This is a genomic window from Pedococcus sp. P2_E4, from assembly GCF_056403935.1.
This window is the reverse complement of sequence record NZ_JBFUEO010000015.1, coordinates 37,485-63,333: the sequence shown is the minus strand read 5'-3', so window position 1 is coordinate 63,333 and position 25,849 is coordinate 37,485. Positions and strand designations below refer to the sequence as shown.

The 25,849-nt window shown below is 71.8% G+C and carries 26 protein-coding genes and 1 tRNA gene; 18 read left to right on the top strand and 9 right to left on the bottom strand.

Annotated features, from left to right (window positions below; all coding sequences use genetic code 11):
• Window positions 1–7 precede the first annotated feature (7 nt).
• The gene (locus tag AC1DV7_RS09575; RefSeq protein WP_477596885.1) at window positions 8–1,348 is read right to left on the bottom strand and encodes a phosphotransferase; all 1,341 of its coding nucleotides are present in this window, start codon (window positions 1,346–1,348) and stop codon (window positions 8–10) included.
• Between the two features lie 41 nt (window positions 1,349–1,389).
• Here AC1DV7_RS09575 and nudC point away from each other — a divergent pair, with 41 nt between their 5' ends.
• Complete coding sequence (nudC, locus tag AC1DV7_RS09570; protein WP_477596884.1) at window positions 1,390–2,322, top strand: NAD(+) diphosphatase; 933 nt, start codon at window positions 1,390–1,392, stop codon at window positions 2,320–2,322.
• A 15-nt stretch (window positions 2,323–2,337) separates the two neighbouring features.
• Here the strand turns inward: nudC and AC1DV7_RS09565 are convergent, their stop codons facing one another.
• Entirely contained in the window at window positions 2,338–2,610 is a 273-nt protein-coding gene (locus AC1DV7_RS09565) for a mycoredoxin (protein ID WP_477596883.1), read from the bottom strand.
• A gap of 128 nt (window positions 2,611–2,738) precedes the next feature.
• Here AC1DV7_RS09565 and AC1DV7_RS09560 point away from each other — a divergent pair, with 128 nt between their 5' ends.
• From AC1DV7_RS09560 to AC1DV7_RS09530, 7 genes are all read left to right on the top strand, one after another.
• Window positions 2,739–4,913, top strand: coding sequence for an ATP-dependent DNA helicase UvrD2 (locus AC1DV7_RS09560; RefSeq protein WP_477596882.1), 2,175 nt, complete (start codon window positions 2,739–2,741; stop codon window positions 4,911–4,913).
• 148 nt (window positions 4,914–5,061) lie between these two features.
• Window positions 5,062–5,307, top strand: a complete 246-nt coding sequence (locus AC1DV7_RS09555) for a hypothetical protein (RefSeq protein ID WP_477596881.1) — start codon at window positions 5,062–5,064, stop codon at window positions 5,305–5,307.
• A 232-nt stretch (window positions 5,308–5,539) separates the two neighbouring features.
• Window positions 5,540–5,827, top strand: a complete 288-nt coding sequence (locus AC1DV7_RS09550; protein ID WP_477596880.1) for a WhiB family transcriptional regulator — start codon at window positions 5,540–5,542, stop codon at window positions 5,825–5,827.
• A 149-nt stretch (window positions 5,828–5,976) separates the two neighbouring features.
• Window positions 5,977–6,108: a hypothetical protein gene (locus tag AC1DV7_RS09545; RefSeq protein WP_477596879.1), complete on the top strand. Its 132-nt coding sequence runs from the start codon at window positions 5,977–5,979 to the stop codon at window positions 6,106–6,108.
• A gap of 101 nt (window positions 6,109–6,209) precedes the next feature.
• Window positions 6,210–7,733 (top strand): alkaline phosphatase family protein, encoded by a 1,524-nt coding sequence (locus AC1DV7_RS09540; protein ID WP_477596878.1) that lies wholly within the window; start codon window positions 6,210–6,212, stop codon window positions 7,731–7,733.
• Between the two features lie 24 nt (window positions 7,734–7,757).
• Window positions 7,758–8,414 (top strand): HhH-GPD-type base excision DNA repair protein, encoded by a 657-nt coding sequence (locus AC1DV7_RS09535; protein ID WP_477596877.1) that lies wholly within the window; start codon window positions 7,758–7,760, stop codon window positions 8,412–8,414.
• Window positions 8,415–8,422: 8 nt separating this feature from the next.
• Window positions 8,423–8,614: a hypothetical protein gene (locus AC1DV7_RS09530; RefSeq protein ID WP_477596876.1), complete on the top strand. Its 192-nt coding sequence runs from the start codon at window positions 8,423–8,425 to the stop codon at window positions 8,612–8,614.
• Window positions 8,615–8,648: 34 nt separating this feature from the next.
• On the opposite strand, the gene AC1DV7_RS09525 is transcribed toward AC1DV7_RS09530, so the two are convergent.
• The 3 genes from AC1DV7_RS09525 to AC1DV7_RS09515 all read right to left on the bottom strand — a co-directional run bounded on the left by AC1DV7_RS09525 (window position 8,649) and on the right by AC1DV7_RS09515 (window position 11,271).
• The gene (locus tag AC1DV7_RS09525; RefSeq protein WP_477596874.1) at window positions 8,649–9,986 is read right to left on the bottom strand and encodes an ABC1 kinase family protein; all 1,338 of its coding nucleotides are present in this window, start codon (window positions 9,984–9,986) and stop codon (window positions 8,649–8,651) included.
• Window positions 9,983–10,993, bottom strand: a complete 1,011-nt coding sequence (locus AC1DV7_RS09520; protein WP_477596872.1) for a hypothetical protein — start codon at window positions 10,991–10,993, stop codon at window positions 9,983–9,985. Before AC1DV7_RS09520 ends, AC1DV7_RS09525 begins: the two co-directional genes overlap by 4 nt.
• A gap of 119 nt (window positions 10,994–11,112) precedes the next feature.
• Complete coding sequence (locus tag AC1DV7_RS09515; RefSeq protein ID WP_091788997.1) at window positions 11,113–11,271, bottom strand: DUF5679 domain-containing protein; 159 nt, start codon at window positions 11,269–11,271, stop codon at window positions 11,113–11,115.
• Window positions 11,272–11,402: 131 nt separating this feature from the next.
• Here AC1DV7_RS09515 and AC1DV7_RS09510 point away from each other — a divergent pair, with 131 nt between their 5' ends.
• The 4 genes from AC1DV7_RS09510 (at window position 11,403) to AC1DV7_RS09495 (ending at window position 15,209) form a co-directional block, all read left to right on the top strand.
• Window positions 11,403–12,227 (top strand): enoyl-CoA hydratase/isomerase family protein, encoded by an 825-nt coding sequence (locus AC1DV7_RS09510; protein WP_477596870.1) that lies wholly within the window; start codon window positions 11,403–11,405, stop codon window positions 12,225–12,227.
• Window positions 12,228–12,252: 25 nt separating this feature from the next.
• On the top strand, window positions 12,253–13,503 hold the full coding sequence (locus AC1DV7_RS09505; protein WP_477596868.1) for an acyl-CoA dehydrogenase family protein: 1,251 nt from the start codon (window positions 12,253–12,255) through the stop codon (window positions 13,501–13,503).
• On the top strand, window positions 13,500–14,567 hold the full coding sequence (locus AC1DV7_RS09500; RefSeq protein WP_477596866.1) for a phosphotransferase family protein: 1,068 nt from the start codon (window positions 13,500–13,502) through the stop codon (window positions 14,565–14,567). Before AC1DV7_RS09505 ends, AC1DV7_RS09500 begins: the two co-directional genes overlap by 4 nt.
• Before the next feature lie 78 nt (window positions 14,568–14,645).
• Entirely contained in the window at window positions 14,646–15,209 is a 564-nt protein-coding gene (locus tag AC1DV7_RS09495) for a M48 metallopeptidase family protein (protein WP_477596864.1), read from the top strand.
• A 39-nt stretch (window positions 15,210–15,248) separates the two neighbouring features.
• On the opposite strand, the gene AC1DV7_RS09490 is transcribed toward AC1DV7_RS09495, so the two are convergent.
• The gene (locus tag AC1DV7_RS09490; protein WP_477596862.1) at window positions 15,249–15,830 is read right to left on the bottom strand and encodes an NUDIX hydrolase; all 582 of its coding nucleotides are present in this window, start codon (window positions 15,828–15,830) and stop codon (window positions 15,249–15,251) included.
• On the bottom strand, window positions 15,827–17,278 hold the full coding sequence (locus AC1DV7_RS09485) for a zinc-dependent metalloprotease (protein WP_477596860.1): 1,452 nt from the start codon (window positions 17,276–17,278) through the stop codon (window positions 15,827–15,829). The genes AC1DV7_RS09490 and AC1DV7_RS09485 overlap by 4 nt, the downstream gene beginning before the upstream one ends.
• Window positions 17,279–17,338: 60 nt before the next feature.
• Here AC1DV7_RS09485 and AC1DV7_RS09480 point away from each other — a divergent pair, with 60 nt between their 5' ends.
• From AC1DV7_RS09480 to AC1DV7_RS09470, 3 genes are all read left to right on the top strand, one after another.
• The gene (locus tag AC1DV7_RS09480; protein ID WP_477596858.1) at window positions 17,339–18,487 is read left to right on the top strand and encodes an NAD-dependent epimerase/dehydratase family protein; all 1,149 of its coding nucleotides are present in this window, start codon (window positions 17,339–17,341) and stop codon (window positions 18,485–18,487) included.
• Between the two features lie 92 nt (window positions 18,488–18,579).
• Complete coding sequence (locus tag AC1DV7_RS09475) at window positions 18,580–18,939, top strand: molybdenum cofactor biosynthesis protein MoaE (protein ID WP_477596895.1); 360 nt, start codon at window positions 18,580–18,582, stop codon at window positions 18,937–18,939.
• A complete protein-coding gene (locus tag AC1DV7_RS09470; RefSeq protein ID WP_477596856.1) occupies window positions 18,936–20,087 on the top strand; it encodes a YlbL family protein in 1,152 nt (383 codons plus the stop codon). Before AC1DV7_RS09475 ends, AC1DV7_RS09470 begins: the two co-directional genes overlap by 4 nt.
• A 21-nt stretch (window positions 20,088–20,108) precedes the next feature.
• On the opposite strand, the gene AC1DV7_RS09465 is transcribed toward AC1DV7_RS09470, so the two are convergent.
• Entirely contained in the window at window positions 20,109–20,645 is a 537-nt protein-coding gene (locus tag AC1DV7_RS09465; RefSeq protein ID WP_477596854.1) for a PPA1309 family protein, read from the bottom strand.
• Window positions 20,646–20,885: 240 nt separating this feature from the next.
• Between AC1DV7_RS09465 and AC1DV7_RS09460 the strand changes: the two genes are divergently transcribed.
• Both AC1DV7_RS09460 and AC1DV7_RS09455 read left to right on the top strand, forming a co-directional pair.
• The gene (locus tag AC1DV7_RS09460) at window positions 20,886–23,834 is read left to right on the top strand and encodes a UPF0182 family membrane protein (protein WP_477596852.1); all 2,949 of its coding nucleotides are present in this window, start codon (window positions 20,886–20,888) and stop codon (window positions 23,832–23,834) included.
• 52 nt (window positions 23,835–23,886) lie between these two features.
• A tRNA-Met gene (locus AC1DV7_RS09455) sits at window positions 23,887–23,960 on the top strand.
• 156 nt (window positions 23,961–24,116) lie between these two features.
• On the opposite strand, the gene AC1DV7_RS09450 is transcribed toward AC1DV7_RS09455, so the two are convergent.
• The gene (locus AC1DV7_RS09450; protein ID WP_477596850.1) at window positions 24,117–24,896 is read right to left on the bottom strand and encodes an IclR family transcriptional regulator; all 780 of its coding nucleotides are present in this window, start codon (window positions 24,894–24,896) and stop codon (window positions 24,117–24,119) included.
• Window positions 24,897–25,023: 127 nt separating this feature from the next.
• Between AC1DV7_RS09450 and AC1DV7_RS09445 the strand changes: the two genes are divergently transcribed.
• Window positions 25,024–25,815, top strand: a complete 792-nt coding sequence (locus AC1DV7_RS09445; protein ID WP_477596849.1) for an MIP/aquaporin family protein — start codon at window positions 25,024–25,026, stop codon at window positions 25,813–25,815.
• Window positions 25,816–25,849 lie beyond the last annotated feature (34 nt).

Here is a 25,849-nt window from a genome sequence, read left to right as displayed (position 1 = left end):
CTGCGGGTCAGGTCCGCTCGCGGGCCCCCGGGAAGGCGCCCGGCTCGAACTCCGGCCCCGGGTCGTCGCCGTCGATCAGCTCGGGTTCGGGCTCGGGTTCGCGCAGCGACGAGACGTCGACCTCGGTCGTGTCCTCCGTCGCGGAGGCTCGTCCTTCGTCGGGTTCGGCCTGACCCGCGTCCTCGTGGTCGTTGTGGTCGTGGTCGTTGTGGTCGTCGTGGTCTGCCTCGTGGACGTCGTCCCCGTCGTCCGGCTCCTCGCGTCGCGCGTCGGCCGTCCGGCCGAACATGAGCTCGACATCCTCGTCGACCTCCGACTCGCCGTCGTCGTCATCGTCGACGACGGAGGGCGGCACGAGGACCGGCCCACCCCGGCGCGCGGGGGCGAGGCGTGCCCGGCGGTAGTCGCTGGCGGCCTCCTGCTCGGCGTGGACCCGCTCGTCGAGGCGGCGCAGGGCCACCGCGCGGCGCTCAGCCTGCACCTGGTCACCCGTCGCGACCGCCCCCAGCAGCTCGGACAACGTCCGCATCTCGGCCGACAGCCGGGCCCGGGTCAGCAGGTGCGAGTCGGGGCGTTCGCTGCGGGCATGGGCATAGGCCTCCATCAGCGTCTCGAGGGCTTCAGGGCTCGCCTCGGTGACCAGCGCGGAGAAGTCGTCGGCTGGGTCGGCGACCTTGGCGTCCTCCCAGCCCGTGATGGCCTTGACCCGACCCGTCGCGGAGTCCTGGTCGTCGTCGAACACCGCCAGCACCTGGTCGCCGGTGAGGTCGCCGTGGGTCGGCGTCGGCGCGAACCGCCACAGCGCGACGTCCTCGAGCAGCTTCTCCCACCGCGACAGCAGGCCTGTCGGAACATGGCCCGTCGCTGCCGCGCGGTCCAGCTCACCGAGCCGGCGGGTGCGGTAGGTGTCGGCGTCGTAGGCCGGCAGGCCTGCCTCGTCGAACAGCCCGTGGTCGGCGTTGTGCAGGGCGGCGATCGCGCGGCCCAGCTCGGCGGCCAGACCGGGACCAGCGGGCATCTGCGCGAAGTCGATGTTCTGCCCCGGCAGGTACGGGTAGATGGCGGCGCGGCCACCCTCCTTGAGGGCCACGAAGCCCTTCGGCGTCGGCACCGAGAACGGCAGTCGCCGGGCGAGCAGCGCGAGCAGCGAGAACGTGGACTCCATCTGGGCGGCGGCTGCCTGGCTGCGGGGGGCGCGGATCACCCAGCGCCGGTGCTGGGTGTCCTGGACGAACGCGACGTCGTACTGGTGGTCGGGCTGACCCGGTAGTGCCTCGACACTGGCGGGGTCGAGACCGGGCACCGCGGCGCTGGCCAGCGCGGCGAGGAAGAGGGGGCTGCGGTCCACGTGCCCACGCTATGCCGAACGGGCGCGCCTAGGGTGGAGGCGTGAGCCTCCTGTCGGAAACTCTGCCGAATCTCTCGCTCGCCCGACCCGGTCTGCCGCGCGCCGCCGACCGGCGCCTGGAGCCGGGGCTGGTGGCCGACCTGCTCGCCGACCCGGCGACCCACGTCGTCGAGCTGCGCGGCGACCGGGTGGAGGTCACGGTCGGGGAGGCCACGTCGGGGCCGGCGCTGGCCCTGCGTCCACCGCGGGACACCGACCCGGTCACCCGGGCTGTCTTCCTCGGTGCGGACGGCGACGGCCCGGCATACGTGGGGGTCTGGGGCGATGCCGACGAGGGCGAGGCGCCCTCCTGGCGCACCCTGCGGCAGGTGGGTGCCGACCTCGGCGACCGGGACGCCGGGCTGTTCACCACGGTCCTCGCGCTGGCCAACTGGCACCGCGCGCACACCCACTGCCCCCGATGCGGCGCGCCGACCGAGCCCGTCCAGGCCGGGTGGCTGCGTCGGTGCGAGCGCGACGGCACCGAGCACTACCCGCGCACCGACGTCGCGGTGATCATGTCCGTCATCGACGACGACGAACGCATCCTGCTGGCGCGGGGGGCGCAGTGGCCGGAAGGACGGTTCTCGATCCTCGCCGGCTTCCTCGAGCCGGGGGAGAGCCTGGCGGCCGCCGTGGCGCGCGAGGTCGAGGAGGAGGTCGGTGTGCCGGTGCGGGACGTGGAGTACCTCGGTGACCAGCCGTGGCCCTTTCCCACGTCGATCATGGTGGGCTTCACGGCCCGGACGTCGACCACGACCCTTCGCCTCCAGGACGCCGAGATCGCGGAGGCGCGGTGGTTCACCCGCGACGAGTACCGGCGGCTGCTGGCCGACGGGGGCGTCAGTGCCTCGACCCGGCTGTCGATCGCCCGCCGCATCATCGAGCGCTGGCTCGGGCAGGACCTCGACACGGTGGCGGGTCCCACGCACTGACGGCGACCGCCGGGGTCAGGAGGCCAGGCGCTTCTTGACCTCGTTGATGGAGGGGTTGGTGGCGGCGCTGCCGTCCGGGAACAGGACCGTCGGCACCGTCTGGTTGCCGGCGTTGACGTCCATCACGAACTTCACCGCGTCGGGGTCTTCCTCGATGTTGACCTCGGTGAACGCGATCCCCTCACGGCCCATCTGGGCCTTCAGCCGGTTGCAGTAACCGCACCACGACGTGCTGAACATCGTGACGGAGCCGCTGGCGGGGGCGGAGGGCTTGGTGTTGACCGACATCGATTCTCTTTCCGATCTGGGGGGTTCTGCGTCCATTGTGCCCAACACAGGTGAACGGTGGGTTCTTCCGTCCACCGGGTGTGACCTGGCTCGCCCCTGCGTCGGTGCGGCGTGCGAGGATCGCGACGATGCCCAGCCAGCCACCCGGCGCCCCCACGCCGCCCTCCGCCGACGACGTCCTCGCCGCGCTCGACCCCGAGCAGCGGGAGGTCGCCGCGCACCCGCTCGGGCCGATGGTCGTGCTCGCCGGGGCCGGCACCGGCAAGACCCGCGCGATCACCCACCGGATCGCCTACGGCGTGCACTCCGGGGCCTACCAGGCGCCCCGGGTCCTGGCCGTCACCTTCACCGCGCGGGCGGCCGGCGAGATGCGCACCCGGCTGCGCGACCTCGGGGTCGGCGGGGTGCAGGCGCGCACGTTCCACGCCGCCGCGCTGCGCCAGCTCCACTACTTCTGGCCGCAGGCCGTGGGTGGCGCAGCTCCCGAGGTCATGAGCCAGAAGGCCGCCGCCGTCGCCCAGGCCGCGGCGTCGCTGCGCCTCGACTTCGCGCGCGACCGCACCGCCATCCGTGACCTGGCCGCCGAGGTGGAGTGGGCCAAGGTCTCGATGCTGACCCCCGAGACGTATGCCGCGGGGGCGCGTGCCGCCCGTCGCGAACCTCCCGGGCTGGACCACACCGCGATGGCGCGCCTGCTCGAGGCGTACGAGGAGGTCAAGACCCGCCGAGGAGTCATCGACTTCGAGGACGTGCTGCTCCTGACGGTGGGGATCGTCGCCGAGCACCCCGACATCGCCCGCGCCGTGCGCTCGCAGTACCGCCACTTCGTCGTTGACGAGTACCAGGACGTCAACGCGCTCCAGCAGCGGCTGCTGGAGCTGTGGGTGGGTGATCGTGACGACCTGTGCGTCGTGGGCGACCCGGCCCAGACCATCTACTCCTTCACGGGGGCCAGCCCGCGCCACCTGCTCGAGTTCACCTCCAAGCGGCCGCAGGCCCGGGTGGTCAGGCTGGTCCGCAACTACCGGTCGACCCCGCAGATCGTCGGGCTGGCCAACCTGGTCGTGCGCGGCCCGTCCGGCGCGATGCGCAGCAACGCCGTCCAGCTCCAGGCCCAGGGCGGCGACGGCCCGGTGCCGTCGCTCACCGCGCACTCCGACGACCCCGCCGAGGCCGTCGCCGTGGCGGGCGAGATCGCCGAGCGGGTCGCGTCGGGCGCCTCACCCGGTGACATGGCCATCCTCTTCCGCACCAACGGGCAGTCCGAGGCGTTCGAGTCGGCGCTCGCCGAGCGCGACATCCCCTACCTCGTCCGCGGCGGCGAACGGTTCTTCTCCCGGGGCGAGGTGCGCGAGGCCGTGCTGCTCCTGCGTGGTGCCGCCCGTTCCGACGACGGGTCGATCCCGCTGCCCGAGCTGGCCCGCGACGTCCTCGTCGGGGCCGGCTGGAGCCGCGAGGCGCCGACGTCCGGCGGAGCCGCCCGTGAGCGCTGGGAGTCCCTCGCGGCGCTCGCGTCCCTGTCCGACGACCTCGTGGCCGCGAACCCCGAGGCCAGGCTGCCGGACTTCGTGCGCGAGCTCGACGCCCGCGCCGCCGCCCAGCACGCGCCGGCCGTCAAGGGGGTGACCCTGGCGTCGCTGCACGCGGCCAAGGGTCTCGAGTGGGACGTCGTGTTCCTCGCCGGCTGTTCCGACGGCTTCCTGCCGATCATGATGGCCGAGACCCCCGAGGCCATCGAGGAGGAGCGCAGGCTCACGTACGTCGGCGTGACGCGGGCGCGCCGAGAGCTGCGGCTGTCCTGGTCGGGTGCGCGGACGCCCGGGGCCCGGTCCACGCGGCGGCCCTCGCGGTTCCTCGACGGCGCGGCAAGCATCCTCGGTGAAGGCGCCCGCTCGCAGCCCAAGGGGACAGGCCGCGTCGGACGCTCGGGCAAGCCGCTCAAGCCGGCGCTGCCCGCGCACTGCCGCAGCTGCGGCACCGAGCTGACCACGGCGGCCCAGCGCAAGACCGGCCGGTGCGACGACTGCCCGCCCACCTACTCCGAGGCGACGTTCGCGCGGCTGCGCGAGTGGCGCCTGGCCGTCTCCAAGGCGGCGAGCGTCCCGGCATACGTGGTCTTCACCGACGCCACCCTCACGGCGATCGCCGAGCGCGAGCCCGCGTCCGAGGGTGAGCTCGCCCAGATCTCCGGGGTGGGGGCGCGCAAGCTCGGCCTCTACGGCGAGCAGGTCCTCGCTCTCATCGGCGGGTCCGACGTCGAGTCCGTTCTCGAAATCGCTTCTGCTGCAACGGAATCCGAGTGATCACCTGGTGTTCACCGATCCGTGACACGAAATCTCGTTAAATACGTTGCCCCGTCAGACGGCAGTCCCCTACTCTGGACGGACGCACAGCCCAGCAGTCGCGCGCGACTGGCTGGGGCCCCGCAAGACACCGAAGGAGGTTGGCCCCATGGAGAAGCTCACGATGACGATCGACGCGATGTCCACGTCCCGCGTCCGTTCCGCGTGCCCCGAGGCCGGCCACATCCTCCTCGCAGGCAACCGTGACTGGGCCCAGGGGACCACTGTGTCTTCGCCCGTCGTCCGCGTGATCGCCGATGCCCGTGTCTTCCAGGCCCCGACGTACGTCGGTGGCGGCTTCGGCAGCACCACCAAGGATCTCGAGTTCCACCCCTTCGGAGAACCACCTGTCTAGGCGAAAGCCCCAGGTCCTCTCCGAGGCCGCGGAACCCGACATCCGGGATCCGCGGCCTTTCTGTTTGTCCGAACAGATTTCTTCCGCACCACCACAGCAGGAAGAAGCACCACCAGATGAAGCAGCACGACACCGATGAGAACAGGCCGGCCCCCACCCGGGGACCCGGTCAGAACCACACCGAATGGGCCGCCACCACCGTGGCGGGGACGAGAAGGGGAGGTGACACCCGATGCAGTTGAGCGCACTCCACGACCTGAACGAGCAGGCCGCGATCGCAGGCGCCGGCATCCCGTGTCGAGAGAACGACGCGGAGATGTGGTTCGCCGAGAGCCCGGCCGACGTCGAGTTCGCCAAGTCGCTGTGCCGTACGTGCCCGGCCGTGGCCGCCTGCCTCGCAGGCGCCATCCAGCGGTCCGAGCCGTGGGGCGTGTGGGGCGGTGAGCTCTTCGTCCAGGGAGCCATCGTCGCCCGCAAGCGGCCGCGCGGCCGTCCGCGCAAGGACGCGGTCGCGGCATGACCCTCGTCTTGTCCGACACGACCCACCGACAGGGGGAGCCCCAGGGGGCACCCGTGGGGTCGGCCCACGCCGACCCCACGGGCAGGTCCCTCGCGACCCCTGCCGGTCCCACCCCAGCTTTCACACCCTTCATGCACAGGAGAAACACCATGTTCCAGGCTCTGTACGCCGATCTGGCGCGCGCGCATCGCAAGCGCCGCCAGCGGGAGTTCCAGCGCCGGCTCGAGGTCCAGGTCCAGCACGACATGCTGCTGACCCTGCCTCGCATGCTGGCCCGGTGACCCGCCACCAGGACCCGTCGGGACCGTCAGCCGCACCACGCGGTGACCGTGTCCCGGCGGGTTCTTCCATGTCCGGGTGGGGCCACGCCTAGAGTCGCGCCATGCCCGCAGCCGCAGACCGCGATGCCGTCGTCGCCGCCCTGACCACCGCAGAGCTCGCCGCGGTGGTCGACCTGGTCGTGTGGGTCGACGAGGACGTGCCCCATGCGGCCAACCACCTCGGGGCGGTGCGGCTCCACCACGACGGCCGGCACGAGGTCCTGCACGGCACCGACCCGATCGCGAGCGAGGACCCGATGGCGTTCCTGCCCTACGCGGTCGAGGTCGAGCAGGCCGGCCCGCGGCTCTCGACGGACAACGCCTATCCCTATGCCTCCGCACGCATCCGGTCGCTGTTCGCCGACGCGGACCGCAGCCCCGACGTCGCCGTCGTCCACACGCCGCGGCACTTCTTCCCCGACGAGGGCGGGCACGTGGGAGAGCACGGCTCGCTCGACGTCATCCAGTCCCGCGCGCCGCTGGTCCTCGCCGGCGCCGGGGTGCGCCGGCTGGGGTACGTCGACGGGCACGCCCACCTCGTCGACGTCGGACCCACGATGGCGTATGCCGCGGGGGTGCCCTTGGCGTCCCTGCGCGACGCCGAGGGTGGCGAGCTCGACGGAAAGGTGCTCACGGCATACCTCGACGGGGGCGACCACGGTGTCGACGACGAGGGCTCGGACGCGTCGCGGGCGCCGCGGCGGGTCGTCGGCATCCTCTGGGACGGCGCCCACTGCGGTGAGGTGCTGCACCTGTGCGAGCAGGGCGAGCTGCCGGCGCTGGCACGGCTGGTCTCGCGGGGGCTGGCGCTGCGGGGCGGTGCGGTCGCCCAGTTCCCCAGTGTCACGCTGACCAACCACACCTCGATCCTCACCGGGGTCGGGCCCGGGCGGCACGGCGTCCTGGGCAACGTGTTCTTCGACCGAGCCACGGGTGAGCAGGTGGTGCCCAACGACGCCACGACCTGGCACCGGTCGGCAGAGTGGCTGCGGCCCTCGGTGCGAACGGTGTTCGAGCTCGTGAACGAGGTCGTCCCGGCCAGCGACTCCCCGCGCACCGCCAGCGTCAACGAGGCGATCGACCGCGGTGCGGACTACGGGACGATGTCGCTGCTGCGGGCAGCAGGCGGGTTCGAGGCGGCGACCAACGGGATGGGTGGGCTGCTGCCGGACCCGGAGCAGTCGCCCTTCGTGCGGCGCCGCGAGTCGCTGGCCGACGCCTACTACCGGTGGGCCGTCCAGGTCGACGACCTCGGGCTCCAGCAGGTGCTGCAGCTCTGGGAGGCGGCCGAGGACGCTCCTGCGCTGACCTGGTGGGCGGGCACCGTGACCGACGCCGGTCACCACGGCGGCGGCCCCCGCTCCGAGATGGCTCGGGAGTCGTTGCGTCAGAGCGACGCCCGGCTCGGCGTGTTCCTCGACCACCTCGAGACGCTCGGGGTGCTCGACGAGGTCACGTTCGTGCTGACCGCCGACCACGGGTTCGAGGGGTCCGACCCGAGCGTGACCGGCTCGTGGAAGCCCGCGCTGGACGCCCTCGACATCCCGTACCGCGACGAGGGCCCCGGCTTCGTCTACCTGCTCTGAGCGGCGCTCGTTAGGCTGGCCGGCATGGCCACGCAGATCCGTATCGCCCAGGACGACGCCGCCGACGAGGTGCTGAGCAACGACCCGTTCGCCCTCCTCGTCGGCATGCTGCTCGACCAGCAGTACCCGATGGAGCACGCCTTCCGTGGTCCGTGGAAGATCCTCAGCCGGTTCGGGACGCTGGCGCCGGACGCCATCGCCGCGGCCGAGCCCGAGGCGTTCGCCGAGCTGTGCGCGACGCCGCCTGCGATCCACCGGTATGGCCGGTCGATGGCGGGACGGGTCCAGCAGCTGGCCGCCGTCGTGCGTGACCAGTACGACGGCCGGGCCGAGACGATCTGGACGCAGGCTGCCGACGCCGGCGACCTGCTCCAGCGGCTGCGCGACCTGCCCGGGTTCGGTGACCAGAAGGCCCGTATCTTCGCGGCCCTGGTCGGCAAGCAGCTCGACGTCCGCCCCGCGGGGTGGCAGGAGGCCGTCGGGCCGTATGCCGAGGACGGGTCCTACCGCTCGGTGGCCGACGTGGTCGACGCCGAGTCCCTGCTGAAGGTGCGCGAGTTCAAGCAGGCGGCGAAGGCCGATGCAAAGGCCAAGGCAGCCGCGCTGCCGCCGAAGGACTCCAGCGGCACCAAGGCCTCTGCCTCGCCGCGCAGGACGTCCGCCAAGTCAGCGGCGAAGTAGCCGAGCCGGTGGGTGCTGACGAGGCCGACGTGGCCCTGCCGGTGTGCGCCACGTGCGGCACGACCTCCAGCAACCCGGCGCTGGCGGCGATCACCTGGACCCGTGGCACCGAGAACGGCCGCGAGGTCTGGACCTGCGACCGCTGCAGCCGTGAGCACCTGCGCTCGATCGAGGGCAAGCTCGACTCCGCCTGGTGGTGAGGCCCGGGTGATGTCCCCGCCAGGGACGCAGAGCTCAGGCGAGGGGCGGGGGCAGGTGACGCAGCCGCATACCGGGCATGTGCTCGACCACGATCTCGCGCGCCCGCACTGTGCCACCGAGCTGGCACAGCACGCCGATGCCGCCCAGCCAGACGCGGTGGATCAGCAGGTAGGACGGCGGCAGGTTGAGCTTCATGCCGACGAGGAACTCGGGTCTGCGGACGTCGTTGACGTGGCCGGCCACGCCGCGCAGCCACGGCCGGCTGAAGGTGAACTGCTCGTGCATGAGCGGGTCGATGAACGGCTGGAGGTAGTCCAGCAGGGCCTCGGCGTCCAGTGACATCGACGGCTTGATGAACCCCTCGGACCGCAGGCCGGCCTCGAGCTCACCCGCCTCGTGACACAGGGCGGCCGCGACGAGCGACCCCATCGCCGGTGGCAGGCCCTGCGGCAGCCGGTTGACCGCGCCGTAGTCGATGACGCCCAGCCGTCCGTCGGGCATCAGCCGGAAGTTGCCGGGGTGCGGGTCGGCGTGCAGCAGACCGGCCCGCGCCGGCCCGACCAGCAGGAACGCCATGTACTTGGCCGAGGCCGCGTCGCGCTGCTCCTGCGTCCCCGACGCGACGATCTGCGACAGCGGCGTGCCCTCGAGCCACTCGGACACGATGACGTGCTCGCTGTGCACCAGCACGTCGGGCACGACGTAGTCGGGGTCGCCGCGGAAGGCCTTGGCGAAGGTGCGCTGGCTGCTGGCCTCGAGGTTGTAGTCGAGCTCCTCGGACATCCGCGACTTGAGCTCTTCGAGGATGGGCTTGATGTCCATGCCGGGGATCCACCCCGCTGCGACCCGGGCAACCCGGGACACCTGGTTCAGGTCGGACAGCAGGGCCTTGCCCGCCCCGGGGTACTGGATCTTGACGGCCACCTCGCGGCCGTCGCGCCAGACGGCCCGGTGCACCTGCCCGATCGACGCGGCGGCAGCGGGGACGTCGTCGAAGGACTCGAACTTCGCGGTGCGCCAGCGCGGCCCGAGCTCTGCGGCCAGGACCTTGTGCACCGTGGCGGGCGGCAGCGGGGGAGCGGCCTCCTGGAGCTTGGTCAGCGTCGCGCGATAGGGGCCGGCGAGGTCCTCGGGCAGCGCGGCCTCCATGACCGACAGCGCCTGGCCGAACTTCATCGCGCCGCCCTTGAGCTCGCCGAGCACCTTGAACAGCTGCTCGGCGGTGCGGGCCTGCAGCTCGGCGGCCACGGCCTCGGCAGGCTTGCCGCCGACGCGCTTGCCGAACCCCACGGCCGTGCGCCCGGCGAAGCCCAGGGGCAGGCTGGCCAGGCGGGCCGTGCGGCTGACCGCACGCCGAGGGATCTCGCTCATCCGGCCATTCTGGCTTGTGCGGCGCCCGTCGCGTCGGCGGGTTGCCCAGACGGCCTGTCGGCACCGTGTCGACGGGTGTGGTCGGCGGGCTGCACGGACACCGTGTCGGCGCTCGCGCAGCCGCACTGCGGATGGCGGTCCCACTGGCGCTGGCGTACCGCGGGCCACGGCATCGAGACCTCGAGCGAGCGCCCGGGCGGCGTGCTCACGCCGTCGACGCTCGACAGTGCCAGGGTGGCGGCGAGCCCGGCCGCGACAGCCACCAGGGGCACCTCTCCGCCGACCTCGGCGGTGGGCCCCACCCGGGGTCGGGTGAGCTGGCCGAGCAGCGTCGGCCACTGCGGGTCGAGGTCGGCGCGGGTCAGGTCGAGGCAGCGCAGGCAGGGGGCGCCCGTGGTGCAGACCGGTCCGACGACCGCCTCGGCCGCCGTCACGACGACGGGCAGCACCGGGATGCCGTGGCGGCGCCAGCGCTCGCCGACCACCGGGTCGACCGCGTGGGCGGCGGTGTGGACCACGAGGGTGGGTGGGTCTAGCGGTGCAGGCCCGGGGTGCTCGGCGGCCCCGGCGTCGACCACGCGGACCGTGCCGACGCCCGCTCGGCGCAGGAGCACCGCGACGCTGCTGGGCAGTGGACCCCGCCCCGCGACCACGACGCGCGCAGCGGTGCGCCGCGACCACGCGGCATACGCCGGTCGGGGACCGGCCGCCCGCACGAGGGACTCGACCTCGGCACGCCACAGGCCGCGGGCCGGCTCAGGGGTGAGCGCGAGCTCGTCGCTCGTCACGAGGATGCGGCGCCGGCGGAGCAGGGCGACGAGGTCCGGCGCCGCGTCGAGGACCGGCGGGAGACGGTGGGTGCCGTCGAGCGAGCGGAGCGCGTCGGCCTGCTCGTCGGTGACCCCCGTGATCACCAGCGCACTGGCCGGGTCGAGGCCGAACTGCACGGTCCCCGAGCCGCGGCGCAGGACGGGCCACAGGCACGTGAGGAGCGGCTCTCGGGTCACGGCGCCAATCTGGCACAGGCCCAACGGGCCGCCCCGCGCGTCGTCCACAGGGCGGCAACGGCGAGGGGCGGGTCCGACCGTCTGGTCGGACCCGCCCCTCACGAGCGGAAAGCCTGGTGTCAGGCCTTGCCGAGAATGCGGTTGAGGTTGGTGCCACACACGGGGCACACGCCCTTGGCCATGCGGCGACCGTTGGTCTCCACGACACGGCCCTCGGCCTCGCGCTTCTCCTTGCACTTCACGCAGTAGAACTCGCCCTTGTAGGTCTCTTCAGCCATCGCCATGTCTCCTCTTGTTCACGGCACACGGTGCGCCGTCGGACTTCGGCCAACTTAGACCATGCTGAGCACAAAATCCCGCAAGGGGGGTGCGTGCGTCGTGCTCAGCGGGGGCCTCTAGGGTTCGGCCCATGAGCCCGCAGTCGTGGTCCGGAGCCGAGTTCGACGACCTGCGGGTGGAGGCCAGGGAGGCCTCAGGACGCCGGATCGCGGTGGTCACGCTGGACCTGCCCGAGCGCCGCAACTCGATGAGCACCGCCATGACGGCGTCATGGGTGAGGCTGATGGGGCTGTTGCGCACCGATGAGGCGCTTGCGGCGGTGGTCGTGACCGGAGCAGCGCCCGCGTTCTGCGCCGGAGGCGACCTGTCGTGGATCGTCAAGGACCCCGACGCCCCGGTCAGCGAGCTGCGGGCTCGCATGCTCGCCTTCTACCGTTCGTGGCTGTCGATCCGCGACCTCGAGGTTCCCACGATCGCGGCCGTCAACGGGCACGCCATCGGCGCGGGCTTCGCCCTCGCACTCGCCTGCGACATCCGGTATGCCGCCGCTGACGCCAGGCTGGGCGTGCCGTTCACCTCCCTGGGGCTGCACCCGGGCATGGCCACGACCTGGTCCCTGCCGGACGTCGCAGGCCGTGCGGTCGCCCGGGACCTGCTGCTCACAGGCCGGGTCGTCTCGGGGCAGGAGGCACTGGCGCTGGGCCTCGTGTCCCAGGCGCTGCCGACCGAGCGGGTGCTGGCCGACGCGGTCGCGGCGGCCGAGCGAGTCGCCGCCGCAGCACCCATCGCGACGACGCTGACGTTGCAGGCCGTGCGCGACGGCGGGCACGCGACGTTCGACGACGCTCTGCAGTGGGAGGCCCTCGCGCAGGCAGTCACCCTCGCCACCGAGGACCTGCACGAGGGCATCGCGGCGGCGGCCGCCAAGCGGGCCCCGACCTTCCGGGGACGCTGAGCGGCCCGAGGCTAGGGTCGGGCGCATGGACTTCTCCCTGTCACCGCGCGCCACCGACCTGCGCGACCGCGTCCGCAGGTTCCTCGACACCGAGATCGAGCCGGTCGAGGCCGAGTTCCACGCCGAGGTGCTGCGACGACGTGAGAGCGGGGGCGACCCGTGGGCCCCGTCGCCCGTCATCAAGGAGCTCCAACCGCGGGCCCGCGCTCAGGGCCTCTGGAACCTCTTCCTTCCGCGCGAACATGCCGGCCGCTATGCCGCGGACTTCGGCACCGACGGCGGTGAGGGGCTGTCGAACGTCGACTACGCCCCGGTCGCCGAGGTGATGGGCCGCTCGGCCATCGCGCCGCTGGTGTTCAACAGCAACGCCCCCGACACCGGCAACATGGAGGTGCTGCTGCGGTACGGCACCCCCGAGCAGCAGCAGCAGTGGCTCGAGCCCCTGCTCGACGCCCGGATCCGCAGTGCGTTCTGCATGACCGAGCCGGGCGTGGCCTCCTCCGACGCGACCAACATGGCTGCGACCGCGGTCGTCGAGGGCGACGAGGTCGTCATCAACGGCAGCAAGTGGTTCTCGACCGGTATCGGCAACCCGGAGTGCCAGATCCTGGTGTTCATGGGGCTGTCCGACCCCGAGGCCGACCGGCACGCCCGGCACACGATGGTGCTCGTGCCGCGGGACACCCCGGGGGTCACGGTCACGCGGATGCTCTCGACGATGGGCTACCACGACGAGCCACTCGGTCACGGCGAGGTGACCTTCGACGACGTCCGGGTGCCCGCCGCCAACATCCTGCTGGGCCCGGGGCGTGCCTACGAGATCGCCCAGGGGCGCCTCGGCCCCGGCCGGGTCCACCACTGCATGCGCGCCATCGGGCTCGCCGAGCGCTCGCTCGAGCTGGCCTGCCGACGGGCCCAGTCGCGCACCGCCTTCGGCAAGCCGATCGCCCGGCTCGGCGGCAACCTCGAGAAGATCGCCGACGCCCGCATCGCCATCAACCGCTCGCGCCTGCTCGTCATGCATGCGGCGTGGCTGCTCGACCAGGGGCCGTCGCGCGAGGCGCTGTCGGCCGTCAGCGAGATCAAGGTCGAGGTGCCTGCCATGGCGCTTGAGGTCATCGACCTCGCCATCCAGCTGCACGGCGCCGGTGGCCTCACCACCGACTTCCCGCTGGCGGCGGCCTGGGTCGGCGCCCGCTCGCTGCGCCTGGCCGACGGCCCCGACGAGGTCCACCGCAGCGTGGTGGGACGCCTCGAGCTGGCGAGGCACGAGTGACCGCCGTCGCCGGCGCGACGCCGGTGCGGTCGGAGGACGCCTTCGACGTCGCAGCCGCCGTGGAGTGGCTGCGCGGAGACGCCGCGCAGGAGTATGCCGGTCGGCTGGGCGGGGTGCCGGAGGTGCTCCAGTTCGCCGGTGGCGCCTCCAACCTGACGTACCTGCTGCGCTTCGACGGGCTGGACCTGGTGTTGCGCCGCGGACCGTCCGGCACCAAGGCGAGGGGCGCTCACGACATGGGTCGCGAGTACCGCATCCAGGCCGCGCTCCGCACCCAGTTCCCTTACGTGGCAACGATGGTGGCGTTCTGCGACGACCCCGGCGTGATCGGGTCGGAGTTCTACGTGATGGAGCGGCTGGTCGGCATCGTGCCCCGCCGCGACTTGCAGGTGCCGGTCTCGCCGGAGCAGGCCGCCGCGCTGTGCCACGGCATGCTCGACGTGCTCGTCCGGCTGCACACGGTCGACGCGGCGGAGGCAGGGCTCGACACCCTCGGCAAGGGCGACGGGTACGTGCGACGCCAGGTCGAGGGGTGGTCCGCGCGCTACCGGGCTGCTGTGACCCAGGGCCAGCCCGACCTCGAGTCGACCATGGCATGGCTCGACGAGCACCAGCCCGACGACGTCGGCAGCTGCGTGATCCACAACGACTTCAAGTTCGACAACCTCGTCCTCGACCCTGACGACCCCACGCGAATCCGGGGGCTGTTCGACTGGGAGATGGCCACGGTGGGCGACCCGCTCATGGACCTCGGCGCGGCGATGGCCTACTGGGTGGATGCCGAGGACGACCCGGACTTCCAGCAGTTCCGCCGGGTCCCGACCAACCACCCCGGCATGCTGACCCGGGCCGAGATGGTCAATGGCTACGCCGAACGCCGTGGGCTCGTCCTCACGCCCGGGCAGGCGTTGTTCTACGAGGCCTACGGGCTGTTCCGGCTCGCGGTGATCGCCCAGCAGATCTTCTACCGCTACGCCATGGGCCAGACCACCAACGAGTCGCATGCCGTCTTCGGCCCCGCCGTGCAGATCCTCGACCGCCGGCTCCGCAGGCTGCTGGGCTAGGCGCGAGCCGTCCCGCTGTGGCGCGCCAGACCCGCCGGGTCACGGGCGATGTCGGCGCGCTCACTTATCCTCGTCTGCATGGGGAACGACGACATCGAGGTCAGGCGCAGTCGGCGCCGGCGTCGCACCGTCAGCGCCTACCGCGAGGGCGGACGCACGATCGTGCTGATCCCCGACCGCTTCACCAAGGCCGAGGAGCGGCAGTGGGTGGCGACCATGGTCGAGCGGCTGGCCAAGGGCGACCAGCGGCGGCGGCCCAGCGACGCCCAGCTGTCGCGGCGGGCGGCCGAGCTGTCGCGCCAGCACCTCGGGGGCCGGGCCCGGCCCACCAGCATCCGCTGGGTCACCAACCAGAACTCCCGGTGGGGCTCCTGCACCCCTGCCGACGGCTCGATCCGCATCTCGACCCGCCTGCAGGGCATGCCCGCCTACGTCATCGACTACGTTCTGCTGCACGAGCTCGCCCACCTGCTGGCCGCCAACCACGGGCCCGACTTCTGGGCCCTGATCGACGGCTACCCCCAGCTCGAGCGGGCCAGGGGCTACCTCGAGGGCGTCGCGGCCACCGCCGGCCTCGACCTGTCCGACGGGCCGTTCGAGGAGCCGGGTCAGGCGGCGCTGCGGTTCGGCTCCGACGACTGAGACGGTCAGCGCGCTGCCTCGACTCAGCCACGGGCTGACTCAGCCCAAAAGTCGACGGGCCGTCCGGGCGAGGGGCTCGATCTCGTGCCGGCTGGCCTCGGGCAGCGCGTCCACCGGCCACCAGGCGACGTCGAGCGACTCCTCGCTCACGGCATACACACCCTCGTCGGTGGCGATGCCGGCGTAGCGCAGGTCGAGGTGCTCGGCGCACCGACCGAACCCGGAGGCGAGCAGCGCGTGGCGGTCGAGGTGGAGCAGCTCGGGATGCAGCACGAGGTCGTCGATCCCCGACTCCTCGCGCGCCTCACGGGTTGCGGCGGCGTGGACGGAGGTGTCGCCCGGCTCGAAGTGACCGCCGAACTGCAACCACATCCCTGCCTTGGCGTGCAACGTCAGCAGGACCTTGTCGAGGGAGCTGTTGAGGACGAGGGCGCTCGCGGTGAGGTGCGCGGGTGGTCCCTGCTTCCACATCGCGTCGGGGTGGGCGTCACAGTGCGCGAGCAGCTCGTCGCGCAGCCGCTGCTGCTGGGAGTCACCCGAGTGCCAGGTTTGCAGCACCCGAGTCGCGTCTTCGCGCAGGGCGAGGTAGGCCGCCGGCACCCCCGTGGTGGTGCCGCTCACCGCGGCCCCTCGCCGGGCTCGCCGCCACCACCGGAGCCGTCGCCGCCGCTGAGGATGTCGTCGAGGGCGGCGTCCATGGCGCTCGACTCCGAGCWGCCGAACCGTTCGACGTAGCCCAGCGGGTCGTCGAGGTCGGCCGTCGTCGGCGCGACGTCGGGGTGGCCCCAGGCCGCGTCGCGCCCCTCGGGTCCGCGGCTGGACTCCAGGGCCGCCCACAGGTTGGCCGCGTCCCGGAGCCGACGCGGGCGGAGCTCCAGCCCCACCAGCCCGGCGAACGCCTTCTCGGCGGGTCCTCCCGTGGCCCGGCGCCGGCGGACGGCCTCGCCGAGCGCTGCTGCCTGCGGCAGGTGACCGGCAGTGGCCCGCTCGGTGACGACATCGACCCAGCCCTCGACGAGGGCCAGCGAGGTCTCGAGCCGCGACAGGGCAGCGCGCTGGGCAGCGCTCGGCTCGGGGCGGAACAGCTGGTTCTGGAGCGCGGCCTGCAGTGCCTGGGCGTCCGTCGCGTCGACCGACTGCAGGGCGCTCTCGATGCGCTCGGTGTCGATGGTGATGTCGCGGGCGTAGTCGCGCACGGCCGCCAGCAGCTGGGGACCGATCCACGGCACCTCGGAGAAGAGCCGGACCCGGGCAGCCTCGCGGACCGCGAGGTAGAGCCGCACCTGGTCGAGGTCGATCCCGAGCCCGGACGCGAACTCCTCGACGTTGGCCGGCAGCAGCGCCACGGACCGGTCGGCGACCAAGGGCAGCCCGACCTCGGTGCCGCTGACCGTCTCGCTGGCGAGGGCGCCGACGGCCTGGCCGACCTGGAGCCCGAACATCGAGGCGCTCATCCTGGCCAGCATCGGCTCCATCTGGCTGATCATCGCCGCAGGGTCCATGCCGGCGGGGAGCACGCCCTCGGGCATGGCGCCCTCACCGAGCTCCTTGAGCTGGGCCGACATGGCGTCGCCCACGGCGCGGCTGACCCCCTCGGCGACGGGCTCGACGAGGGTGCGCCAGGTGGGCATGCTCGCCTCGACCCACTCGGCCCGGCTCCAGGCGTGCGTGGTGATGCCGGGGGCCTCGAAGGAGGTGACCTCGTCGAGCCACAGCTCGGCGACCTGCGCGGCCTGGGCGGTCTGGCGACTCGCGGCTTCTCCGACGACGGCGTCGCCGGCCTCCGAGACGGTCTTGCGGGCGGTGTCGGTGGCGAGCGCGACGTTGAAGGCGTCGGTGTCCGTGCTGGCGAACATCGCCTGCATCTGCCCCACCATCATCTCCATCATGGAGGGGTCGATGCGGTCGATCCCCATGTCCTTCAAGGCCTTGGCCATCTCGGGGTCGACAGGGCCGCCGGTCAGGCGGGCGAGCACCTGTTCGATCTCGGGGGGCAGCCCGGAGCCGGACGACGTCTCATCGTCGGGCTCTCCCGCAGCGGGGTCGGGCGACTGGGGGTGGTCGGGCACAGCGTCTCCTGATGAGTCCTGAGAGGATGCTTGTCTCTAGACAACCACGCGGAGGTCACAGTGAGTTCCCCTGCGGGCTCCCACGGACGCGGCGTTCGCTCGCGGCGTACTGCGATCGACGTCGCCGTCATCGGCGCCGGCGGTCCGGCCAGCCGTGCGGTGCTGCGCGCGCTGGTGACCGCGGCAGCCCGGGGGACCAGCGTCGCCGGTGGTGACGAGCACCGGATCGGCCGGGTCGTCGCGGTCGACCTGGAGCGGCCGTCGGTCGGCGGGGTCGACTTCCGGGCTGCCGACCCCGGCGACCCGCGCCTGGTGGAGGCGCTGCGCGGAGTGCACGCGGCGGCATACGTCGCGGCGAGCACCGACCTCGTCGCGGACCTGGCCCTGGGCGCCCGCGCCCGGCGCGAGCGCAACCTGCGCCGGGCCCAGACGGTCATCACGGCGGCCGCCGCCGCCGGGGTGCGTCACCTCGCGGTCGTGACGGGTGCGCAGGCCTACGGCGCGCAGCCCGACAACCCGGTGCCGCTGGACGAGGACGCGCCGTTGCACGCGCCGTCCGACGAGGGGCAGGTCGGCGACCTCATGGACGTCGAGCAGCTCGTGGCCGTCGCGCGCGACGTCCACCCCGGCCTGGCGATCACCGCCGTCCGACCAGCTGCGCTCGTCGGTGAGGGGGTCGACACGGTCATCACCAGGCACTTCGAGGCGCCGCGCCTGCTGACCGTGCGCGGCGCCCATGCCGCCTGGCAGTTCTGCCACGTCGACGACCTCGGCTCCGCGGTGACCACCGTGCTGGCGCAGGGACTGGGTCCGGTCGTCACCGTCGGGGCGGACGGGCACCTCGGTGCGTCCGACCTCGAACGGCTCACCGGCATGCGGCAGGTCGTGCTCTCGATGGGTGCCGCGATGGGCACCGCGGACCGGTTGCACCGGGTCGGTGTCCTGCCCGCCCCGGCCAGCGACCTCGCGTTCGTCGCGTTCCCCTGGGTGGTGCCCTCGTCGACCCTGCGCGCGCACGGGTGGACACCCACCCATGACAATGAGACCTGCCTCGGGGTTCTACTGGATACCATCCGGGGCTCACACGCGGTCGCGGCCCGACGCCTCGACCGCAAGGACGCCGCCCTCGGGGCGGCCAGTGCTGCTGTGGCCCTCGTGGGCACCGCGGCGATCATGCGGCGGCGCCGCAAGAAGGGCGGCATCGCGTGAGCGAGCAGGGCACACCGGAGCTCACCTCGGCACACGAGGTGGTCCTGAGCGACGTCCGCGACGAGCCGCTGAGCGTCGACGAGGTGCTCTCGATGGTGCGGCACCCCCGCTGCGGTGGCATTGCGCTCTTCGTCGGTGTCGTGCGCGACCACGACCACGGGGCGTCCGTGGCGGCTCTCGACTACTCGGCCCACCCCAGCGTGGCCGAGACCCTGGCGCGCGTATGCCGTGAGGTCGCCGACCGCCACGCCGTCGCCCGGGTCGGTGCGGTCCACCGGGTGGGCCACCTCGAGATCGGGGACATCGCCGTGGTGGCGGCCGTCTCGGCCCCGCACCGGGGCGAGGCGTTCGAGGCCTGCCGCGACCTGATCGACACGTTGAAGTCGACCGTGCCGATCTGGAAGCACCAGCGCTTCGCGGACGGCTCCGACGAGTGGGTCGGACTGCCGTGAGTGCTGCGCACGGATCAGACGTCGGCGCTGCGGGCCCGGCCACACCGAGCGCCCAGCGGCCCGGTGGCCCCGTGGGCTTCGACGGGCCGGGGGACCCCTACCGCATGGGTCGTCGCTCGACTGCGTCGCTCGTGGCCGTCTTCGTGCTCATCGCCCTGGGCGCGCTGTCGACGATGGTCGGCCTGCCGTACGTCGTGATGAAGCCCGGGCCCATCACGAACACCCTCGGCAAGCTGGACGGCACCCAGCTCATCACGGTGGCCGGTGCCGAGAGCTACCCGACCCAGGGAGCGCTGGACTTCACGACGGTGCGGATCGTCGGGGGCCCCGGCGTCCGCGTGACGGTCTGGGACCTCCTCGAGGCAGCGGTGCGGCCGAGCGAGGAGGTCGTCGACGAGGAGCTCTACTTCCCCAAGGGGATCACGGACAAGCAGGTCGAGGAGGAGAGCACCGCCGAGATGGTCGACTCCCAGCAGGAGGCCATCGCCGTCGCCCTCAAGGCCGCGGGGCGCAAGGTCGTCCAGCAGGTCGTCATCGCGCAGGTCGCCAAGGACTCGCCGTCGGCGTCGGTGCTCAAGGCCGGCGACGAGATCGTGGCTGTCAACGGCACCCGCGTCACGACGACCGAGGACATCCGCACCGCCATCGGCAAGACCGCTCCCGGCGACACGGTCACGCTGCGGCTGCGCCGTGGGGGTTCCGAGACGGACGTGTCGGCCAGGACCCGCGAGTCCGACGGGCGCACCACGATCGGGGTGTTCCTCGGCGTGAAGTTCGACTTCCCGATCGACGTCAAGATCAACGCCGGCGACGTTGGGGGGCCCTCTGCGGGCACGATGTTCGCCCTTGGCGTCTACGACACGATCACGCCCGGGGCCCTGACCGGGGGCGAGCAGGTCGCCGGCACGGGCACGATCGACTACACCGGCAAGGTCGGTCCCATCGGCGGCATCCGGCAGAAGCTGGTCGGGGCCCACGACGGCGGGGCCCGGTGGTTCCTCGCTCCCGCGGACAACTGCGACGAGGTCGCGGGCCACGTCCCCGACGAGCTGCGGGTCGTGCGCATCGCCACGTTCGACGAGGCGAAGAAGGCCGTCGAGGCGATCGCCGCCAAGCGTGCCGACTCCCTGCCGACCTGCACGAAGTAGTTCGCCGGGACGCGCGCGCCTTCAGTCGGTCAGGGTGGACCGCAGCGCGTGCACGAGCCCGGGGGCGATGTCCTCGCCCAGGGCGACCTTGTCGTCGCTGTCGTGCGCCCGCTGCCGCAGCAGGCACCGGCTCTGGCCGTCACGGGTGACCGCGACCAGGAGCCGCACGTCCTGGCGGGACGGGTGGGCGGCCAGGGCGTCGACGGCCTGGTCGGGGTGCACGGGCAGGTCGCGCTCTGCCTCCGGCGGGACGACGATCCGCTCGACCGCCAGCGCTGCACCCACGACGGCGTCGGGCCAGGCGATCCCGCCCAGCAGGGACTCGAGGTTGGACGTCGGCGGCAGGTTCTCCTGCTCGATGGCTGACAGGGCGCCCTCGGCGAGGTCGGCGCCGCCCATCTGCCCGCGCAGGTGCGGCTCGCGCTCCAGCAGGTCGGCCGTCGGCACCAGCGCGAACAGCCGCGGGTTCTGGTCCCACCCGGCCGCCGCGACGTGGCGTTCGGTGTCGAGGGCGGCGATGGACAGCGGGTCGGCGACGGGCTGGGAGGTCTGGCTCACCGGGACATCGTAGGCGGGCGCGGGAACCACATCGTCGCTCGGTAAGTTGGTTCCACTACCAGCAGGCGACCGGGTGAGAAGGTCGCGCGGCAGATCGGGCATGGCGTGAGTTCTTCGGATTGGTTCGGACCCGGCGAGCCCGGGGGAGAAGGGGCACGCCCCGAGGGAGCTCCGCGAGGCGGAGGGGCAGGCGGTCGACGCCCGCCGACCCTGCGGCTGAACCGTCGCCGCGGCCCGCTGGTGCCCACCCTGGTGGTCCTCGTCGTGCTGGCCTTCGTGGCCTCGATGGCGGCGTCGGTGTGGACCGAGGTCCTCTGGTTCGACTCGGTCGGGTTCAGGGGGGTCTTCGTCACCCAGCTCACCACCAAGATCCTGCTGTTCACGATCGCCTTCGTGATCACGGCCGCGCTCGTGGCTGCGAGCCTGACGCTCGCCTACCGGACGCGGCCGATCTATGCGCCGGTCACGCCGCAGCAGCAGAACCTCGACCAGTACCGCGAGGCGATCGAGCCGCTGCGTCGGCTCGCCATGGTCGGCATCCCCGTCGTGCTCGGCATCCTCGCCGGCACCGGAGCAGCGGGGCAGTGGCAGACCTTCCTGCTGTGGCGCAACCGCTCGCCCTTCGGCAGCAAGGACGCCCAGTTCGGGCTCGACATCTCGTTCTTCGTCTTCACGCTGCCGTGGATCCGCTTCGTCCTCGGCTTCCTCACGATGGTGCTCATCATGGCGCTGTTGGCGTCGGCGTTCACCCACTACGTCTACGGCGGGCTGCAGCTGCAGTCCCGAGGTGAGCGCACGACCCGCGCCGCCCGGGCCCACCTCGCGGCCCTCCTCGCCGCCCTGGTCATCGTGCGCGGCGCGACCTACTGGTTCGACCGCTACTCGCTGTCGACCAAGGACAACCCGCTGCTGACGGGCATCGGCTACACCGACGCCAACGCCGTCCTGCCGACCAAGGTGATCCTCGCGGTGGCCGCACTGATGACGGCTGGCCTGTTCATCGCCTCGATCTGGACCCGGTCTTGGCGCCTGCCCATCGTCGGCGTCGCCCTGCTCACCGTGACCTCGATCGTGGTCGGTGGCATCTATCCCGCGCTGATCCAGAACTTCAAGGTCAAGCCGTCCGAGAAGTCGCTGGAGATGAAGTACATCGACCGCAGCATCAAGGCGACGCGCACCGCATACGGCATCGCGTCGGTGAAGACGACGCCCTACACGGCCACGACCGAGGCGAGCCAGGGGCAGCTGCGCGACGACGCCGACACGATCCCCGGCATCCGGCTGGTCGACCCCATCGTGGTGTCGCCGACGTTCAAGCAGCTGCAGTCCGTCAAGTCCTACTACGCGTTCCCGGACGCCCTCGACGTCGACCGCTACAGCGTCGACGGCCAAGTCCGCGACACGGTGGTCGCGGTCCGGGAGCTCGACCTCGACGGCATCCCGGCCAACCAGCGCAACTGGCTCAACGAGCACACCGTCTACACCCACGGCTTCGGCGTGGTTGCCGCCTACGGCAACCAGCGCACCGCCGACGGCGAGCCGGTCTTCTACGCGCAGAACATCCCGCAGTCCGGCAACAAGCTCGGCGAATTCGAGCCGCGCGTCTACTTCGGTGAGCAGTCGCCCCCCTACTCCATCGTGGGTGGCTCCACCGGAGCATCGCCGCGCGAGTTCGACTACCCCGACAACAGCGCCGCGGGACAGAAGAACACCACGTACACCGGCAAGGGTGGCGTCCGGCTCAGCTCGTTCCCGCGCCAGCTCGCGTACGCCCTGAAGTACCGCGAGCTGAACCTCCTGCTGTCCGACGCGGTCAACGACCAGAGCAGGATCCTCGACCACCGCGCGCCACTCGACCGCGTCAAGCGCGTCGCGCCGTGGCTCACCCCCGACGGCAACCCGTACCCCGCCGTCGTCGACGGCCGGGTCCAGTGGATCATCGACGGCTACACGACCTCGGCTCAGTACCCCTACTCGCGCCTGACGGCGATCGACAGCGCGACGACCGACTCGGTCACCACGCGCTCGAGCTCCGTGCAGGCGATCGCCACGGGACAGGTCAACTACATCCGCAACTCGGTCAAGGCCACCGTCGACGCCTACGACGGCACCATCAAGCTCTATGCGTGGGACGACCAGGACCCGCTGCTCAAAGCGTGGAGCAACATCTTCGGCGACACGGTGCGCCCCATGTCCGAGATCAGCGCCCAGCTGATGTCGCACCTGCGCTACCCCGAGGACCTGTTCAAGGTCCAGCGGCAGATGCTGAGCCGCTACCACGTCACCGACGCGGCCTCGTTCTACGGCGGCCAGGACTTCTGGGAGGTCCCCGAGGACCCGTCCCAGGAGCAGCGGGACGTCGACCAGCCGCCGTACTACCTGACTCTGAAGCTGCCCGAGCAGGACGCGGCGAAGTTCTCGCTCACGACGACGTTCAAACCGGTCGGTGACCGGCAGGTGCTCTCGGGCTTCCTGTCCGTCGACGCGGACGCCGGCCGGACGGCTGGCCAGCCGAGCGCCGACTATGGCGCCCTGCGGCTGCTCGAGCTGCCCAAGGACAGCCAGGTGCGGGGCCCGGGTCAGGTCCAGAACGACATCAACTCCTCGAACCAGACCTCGGCGGCCTTCAGCCTGACGCTGTCGCAGTTCCTCAACAACGCACGCCAGCAGGGCTCTCGGGTGACGCTCGGCAACCTGCTGACGCTGCCGGTCGGCGGTGGGCTGCTCTACGTCCAGCCCGTCTACGTCAGCGCCAACACGACCACGGCGTTCCCGCTCTCGCGGGCCACCGTCGTCGCGTTCGGCAACAAGCTCGCGTGGTCCGACACCCTCGACGGCGCCCTGGACGGCCTCTTCGGCGGCAACTCCGGTGCGACGGCGGGTGACTCGGGCACGGGCGGCACACCCACCACTCCGACGACGCCCACGACCCCGACGACGCCGGCCCCGAGCGATGCGGCAGCCCTCACCAAGGCGCTTGCCGACATTCAGAAGGCCTACGCGGACGGCCAGACGGCCCTCAAGGCCGGCGACTTCGCGGCATACGGGCAGGCGCAGAAGGCGCTCGACGACGCGATCAAGCGGGCAGTGGCAGCGGCACCCAAGGGGGGCACCGCGACCGTCACGCCCACCCCGTCGCCATCGACGACCACCTCGGCGACCCCGACGGGAACCGCCACAACCCCCTGACGCCTGCGGATTTGGTCGTAGCGGACCACTCCCGTAAGGTTGGGTTCACCGACGCGGGGTGGAGCAGCTCGGTAGCTCGCCGGGCTCATAACCCGGAGGTCGCAGGTTCAAATCCTGCCCCCGCTACTTGAAGTAGCAGGTCAGAGGCCCTCTCCCTTGTGGGAGAGGGCCTCTGGCGTTTGCGTGGTGCCGAAAGTGCAACCGGCCGGCGCTGCGCCGCCCGCGCGGCTGTGCGGTGCCCCCGGTGGCGGCCGTGTCTCAGCCCGCGCCCTGGTGTGCGCTCTACCGCCAGCCGGGGCCATCGCCAGCTGGGCGTGGGGGCCATGCCTGGGAGCCAAGCTCGCGCGACACGGACCGGGCGGTGTCGCGAACCAGGTCGCGCGACTGGTGGCGGGAGACGTCGCCATCTGAGGGGATCACGACCCCGACAGCACCCACGGCCTCTCCGTACGAGTCGAAGATGGGGCTCGCCAGCGAGCTCTCACCGAGCACAGCCTCGTCCTGCTCGAGGGCGATGCCGGTCGACCGGATCACCTCCAGCTGCTCGCGCAGCTGGTCGGCGGAGGTGATCGTCTCGCCGGTCATGCTGCGCAGCTCACCTGAGGTCAGCACCCGCTTCTCATCCTCAGGGAGGAACGCGAGCAGAGCCTTGCCGAGGGCGCTCGCATGGGACGGGATGACAATGCCCACCTCCGGCATCTGGCGACTGCCATCCGGGCGCGGCTCATGATGGATGATCACGACGTCGTCCACGAGCAGCACGCCGGTGCGCACGGCAAGACCGGTGCGCCGGGCGAGATCCTCGGCCCAGGGGATGGCCTTCGACCTGAGCTCCAGCGTGTCGAGGTAGACGTTGCCGAGCCGAAGGACAGCGGGGCCCAGCTGGTAACGGCTCGAGCCGCGCTCCTGCACCACCATCCCGTGCTCTACCAGGCTGCGGACGATGCCGTGAGTGGTCGACGGCGCCAGGTCGAGTCGGGCGGCCAGCTCCGACAGGCTCATCCGCCGCGCGCCCTGGAGCGCGCTGAGAACCCGGATGGCGCGATCGACCGATTGGATCACGTTTGTCCTCGCTCCTGTGACCTACTTCACGAAAACCCTTGCCTCCTAGTGAATCACAGGGGTAGCCTCCAAATCACGTTCGACAATATCGAATGAAATTCAAACAACTTGCAAAGGGGCAAGGGCGATGCTTGACGAGACCACTCTCCTCCAGCGTTTGGGCGCTGAGGTCATCGGAACGGCTTTCCTGGTGTTCATCGGCGTGGGGTCCGTCCCCGCCACCCTGATCGTGAACGGCAAGGCGCCGTTCACCATGGCCGACCTGGGCGTCATCTCCCTGGCGTTCGGCACCGTGGTTGTTGCCACCGTCTACGCGTTGGGGCATGTCGGCGGCAACCACATCAACCCAGCGGTCACCCTCGGCCTGGCCGTGTCGGGCAAGTTCCCGTGGGCCCAGGTGCCGGCCTACCTCGGAGCCCAGGTCGTCGGCGCCATCATCGGGGCCGCTGCGATCATCGGCGTCCTCGGCCAGAAGGCGAGTGACGTGGGCTTGGGCGTCGCGTCCTACGGCGACATCAGCTGGGTGCAGGCCTTCACGGCCGAGTTCGTGGGGACCTTCATTCTCGTGTTCACGATCTTCGGCGTCATCCACCGCAAGGCCGCCACGGGTTTCGCCGGCGTCGCCATCGGCCTGGTCGTCTTCGCGGCCATCATCCCTGTCGCTCCGGCAACGGGTGCATCCATCAACCCGGCTCGTACCGTGGGTCCCATGCTCGTTCAGCAGCTGGCCGGTGGCGAGGTGAAGTGGCCCCAGCTCCCGGTGTACCTCGCGGCCGAGCTCCTCGCCGGAGTCGTGGCCGCCCTGCTGTACGGCGTGCTCAGCCGCACCCCGGCTGACCGTTCCGTCGCGGCTCCCGGGCTGGACCTCGGCGACCCCGACCCCCAGGCCGCCATCTCCCGTCAGACCAGCACGGTCTGACGCCTCCAGAACCCGTTGACTGCGAAAAGAGACT